Annotated in this window: 6 protein-coding genes; 3 read left to right on the forward strand and 3 right to left on the reverse strand. The window is 69.0% G+C overall.

Translation table 11 applies throughout. The features are described from left to right. Nucleotides 1–73 precede the first annotated feature (73 nt). The gene (locus tag Mterra_RS19720) at nt 74–733 is read right to left on the reverse strand and encodes a GntR family transcriptional regulator (RefSeq protein WP_119316672.1); all 660 of its coding nucleotides are present in this window, start codon (nt 731–733) and stop codon (nt 74–76) included. An 83-nt stretch (nt 734–816) separates the two neighbouring features. Between Mterra_RS19720 and Mterra_RS19725 the strand changes: the two genes are divergently transcribed. Together Mterra_RS19725 and Mterra_RS19730 are read left to right on the forward strand one after the other, a co-directional pair. After that, nucleotides 817–1,461, forward strand: a complete 645-nt coding sequence (locus Mterra_RS19725) for a TetR/AcrR family transcriptional regulator (RefSeq protein WP_119316673.1) — start codon at nt 817–819, stop codon at nt 1,459–1,461. Between the two features lie 94 nt (nt 1,462–1,555). After that, nucleotides 1,556–1,978, forward strand: a complete 423-nt coding sequence (locus Mterra_RS19730; protein WP_147372962.1) for a hypothetical protein — start codon at nt 1,556–1,558, stop codon at nt 1,976–1,978. A gap of 21 nt (nt 1,979–1,999) precedes the next feature. Here the strand turns inward: Mterra_RS19730 and Mterra_RS19735 are convergent, their stop codons facing one another. Both Mterra_RS19735 and rpmE read right to left on the reverse strand, forming a co-directional pair. Further along, nucleotides 2,000–2,614 carry a thymidine kinase gene (locus Mterra_RS19735; protein ID WP_119316675.1) on the reverse strand — a complete coding sequence of 205 codons (615 nt, stop codon included), beginning with the start codon at nt 2,612–2,614 and terminating at the stop codon, nt 2,000–2,002. Between the two features lie 94 nt (nt 2,615–2,708). Beyond that, nucleotides 2,709–2,924, reverse strand: a complete 216-nt coding sequence (gene rpmE / locus Mterra_RS19740) for a 50S ribosomal protein L31 (RefSeq protein ID WP_027892990.1) — start codon at nt 2,922–2,924, stop codon at nt 2,709–2,711. Nucleotides 2,925–3,055: 131 nt separating this feature from the next. On the opposite strand from rpmE, the gene aroH reads away from it, so the two are divergent. Next, the gene (aroH, locus tag Mterra_RS19745) at nt 3,056–3,424 is read left to right on the forward strand and encodes a chorismate mutase (RefSeq protein WP_027892989.1); all 369 of its coding nucleotides are present in this window, start codon (nt 3,056–3,058) and stop codon (nt 3,422–3,424) included. Nucleotides 3,425–3,541: the final 117 nt, after the last annotated feature.

Here is a 3,541-nt window from a genome sequence, read left to right on the forward strand (position 1 = left end):
TGGTGAAGCCGGAGAAGCCCGCGCGGAGCTGGAGGGCCGAAGGTCAGGGGGTGGCGGGGAAACTTCTCGAGCTTCATGCCTTCTCCTTTTGCAAAAACCGCACCAGCCGCTGCCCGGCCTCGACGACGTGCCGCTCCAGCAGCGCACACGCCCGCTCGGCCTCCCGTGCCCGGCAAGCCTCCAGCAGGGCGCGGTGCTCGCGGTCCGACTGTTCGCGGTGGTGCACCACCGTGAGGATCATCCGCATGTAGCGGTCAACGTTGAGGTGCAGGGTCTCGACGGTGGAGAGCAGCCGGGGGCGCCCCGCGGGCCGGTAGAGGGCGGCGTGAAACCGCCAGTTGAGCTCGCTCAGCCGCCGCCCGTCGCGCTCGAGCTCGGCCGCGTCGAGCGCGTCTTCGGCCTCGCCCAACTGGGCCTTGCCGAGCCTGGGGATCGCCAGGCGCAGGGCCAGGGGCTCGAGCACCGCCCGCATCTCGTAGATCTCCTCGAGCTCGGCGACGGAGAGCTCGGCCACCACCGCCCCCCGGTGGGGGTAGAGGAGCAGCAGCCCCTCCCCCGCCAGTTGCCGCAAGGCCTCGCGCACCGGCATCCGGCTGACGCCCAGTTCCTCGGCCAGTTCCTCCTGGCGCAGCGCCGTGCCCCCGGGGTAGTGCCCGCTCAGGATGCGCTCGCGCAGTTGCCGGGCGACCCAGTCGGGCGACGTGGCGGGGGGTCTCTCGGGGCTCTTCGGCATGGCTCAAGTGTATCCATTGGATCCAATTTAATCAACCCGCCCGACCCTTGCGGTCCGGGGCGTTTCGGGGTATAACTTGCTGGATGTCAAGCAAATTGGCGTCAGCCCCTAAAGCCCGCGACGCCGGCCGGAGCCGGTCGGCGATCCTCGACGCGGCCGAGGAACTCTTCGCCGAGAAGGGCTTCGATGGGGTTTCATTCGCCGAGATCGGCCAACGGGCGGGGGTTTCAAGGGGGACTCCAGGCTATTTCTTCGGCTCCAAAGCGGGGCTCTATCGGGCTGTTCTGGAGAGGATCTTCGAGACTGCCCTGCGGGAGATCGGCCTCGCCGCCGGCCGGGCCGCCCGGGCCGGCAGTCCCCGCGAGGTCCTCGCGGCCGGGCTGGGGGGCTACATCGACTTCATCGTGGGCAACCCCAATTTCGTGCGCCTGGTGGAGCACGAGGCCCTCAAGGGCGGCGGCGCGCTGGGCGAAAACCCGGTGCACGTGCGCGCGCTCGAGGCGGGGATCGCCGCCATCCAGGCCTACCTGCCGCCCGAGGCCGTGGCCTCGACCGACCTCAAGCAACTCACCATCAGCCTGATGGGCCTGTGCTGGTTCCCCTTCGCCCACCGCCAAACGCTCTTCCCCGCGCTCGGCATCGACCCCGGCGACCCCGAGTTCCTCGAGGCGCGCAAGAAACACGTGGTGGAGCTGGTTTTGCGGGGGTTCTTCGGCAAGGAGGCATAAAAACGGTGCCGCCGCACGTTGCCACAGCCCACCCGCAGGCCCGCCCGCACGTCCCCACCGCCACCGGCTGGCAAAGGAACGGCAAAGGAGTCTCATGAACCCGATACTCGTCATCAGCGCAGGCAGCAGCTTTATTCTGGCCTTGCTCCACGTCTGGATCGCCTGGAAGGGCGCGCCCGCCTACCGGTTCTTCGGGGCGGGCGAGGGCATGGCCCGCAGCGCGGAACGGGGCTCGCCGGCTCCGGCCGTGCTCACCCTCGGCCTCGCCCTAATGTTCGCGGCCTTCGGCTGCTACGCGCTGGCGGGAGCCGGGGCCATCCCCCCGCTCCCCTTCCAGGCTCCCGTCCTGTGGGGCATCGGCAGCGTCTACGCCCTGCGCGGCCTGGCGGTGTTCGCGGAGCTGGTCATGATCCGGCAGGGCCGTGCGGTCGCGCCGCAGAACCCCTGGTTCTCCCTGGCCGCCCTGCTGATCGGGGTCTTCCACCTGTGGGGCTCGAGCCTGGGCGGGGTGAGCTGAGCCCGGCGCGAGGCCCAAAGCTCAGTGGCTGTGGGCCCGCTGCCGCCCGCTGGGGTGCCCTTCGACCACGTGGCACTTGCGGCAGCGCGGCTCGTAGCTCTCGCTGGCCCCCACCAGGATCACCGGGTCGTCGTAGCGGGCCGGGCGCCCGCCGATGAGCCGCTGGGTGCGGGTGGCCGGGGCGCCGCACACCGGGCAGACCGCGGCCAGCTTCTCGACGTACTCGGCCTTCGCCAGCAGTTGGGGGATGACCCCGAAGGGCTCGCCCCGGAAGTCCTGGTCTAAGCCCGCCAGGATCACGCGCACCCCGTGGTCGGCGAGCTCGAGCGCCAGGTCCACGAGCCCCTGGTCGAAGAACTGCACCTCGTCCACGGCCAGCACCTCGGGCATCTCCTCGCCGAGATGGGCCCGCAGCTCCGCCGAGTCCCGCACCGCGACGGCCTCGGCCCGCTTGCCGTCGTGGCTGGTGACGTCGGAGGCGTGGTAGCGGTCGTCGATGCGGGGCTTGAACACCATCACCCGCTGCCCGGCGATCAGGGCGCGCTTGACGCGGCGGATGAGCTCCTCCGACTTGCCTGAGAACATCGGGCCGACCACCACTTCGATCCATCCAGGGAGCAGGGGCAGATGGGGCATGTCGGGGCCGAGTTTACCCGCCGCCCCCCACAGCCACAACCCCCAAAGCGTCGGCCCCCTCTCCCGCGGGAGAGGGGGCCGAAAGCCAGCGCGCTTACTTCTTGCGCTTGTAGGAATCGCCGAAGCGCTTCTGGAACTTCTCCACGCGGCCTTCGGTGTCAACGAAGCGCTGCTGGCCGGTCCAGAAGGGGTGGTTACCGCTCCACACTTCGACGTGGATTTCGGGTTTGGTGGAGTAGGTGTTGAGCACCACTTCGCCGTTGCAGATGATCTTGCACGGCACCAGTTTAGGGTGAAGGTTCTTCTTCATCTCGGAGGCTCCTTTCGCACGATCTTGGTCGTGCGGGCAACTTCAAGAGTGTACCAGCCGGGGGCGGCGCTTTCAAGCTCGAGCCCCACAACGCCCGCCGCGCCGCGCGCGTGGAGTAGAATCACCCGCATATGGTCAGAGGGGTCCGTGGAGCCATCACCGTTGAAGAGAACAGCCGCGAAGCCATCCTGAGCGCCACGCGCGAGTTGCTGCAGAAGATGCTCGAGGTCAACCGCATCACCGACTTCGACTCCATCGGCGCTATGATCTTCACCCTCACCGACGACCTCAACGCCGCCTTCCCCGCCGAAGCCGCCCGCCAGCTCGGCATGCAGATGGTCCCCCTCATCAACTCCCGTGAGGTCCCCGTCCCCGGCTCCCTTCCCCGCGTCATCCGCGTGATGATGCTCTGGAACACCGACTTCCCCCAAAAGCAGGTCCGCCACGTCTACCTCCGCGAAGCCGTGCGCCTGCGCCCCGACCTCGAGAGCGCACAGTAGCGTCCTGCGAGGTGGCGAGGGACGGGGTCGAGGTTGCAAGAAGTTGCAGGCCCGTGGCCCGCGGCTCGTGGCTAAAAGCCCCCTTCCCCCACCCTCCCCGCCGGCGGGGAGGAGGTA

The sequence above is a fragment of the Calidithermus terrae genome (genome assembly GCF_003574345.1).
Lineage (GTDB): Bacteria > Deinococcota > Deinococci > Deinococcales > Thermaceae > Calidithermus > Calidithermus chliarophilus.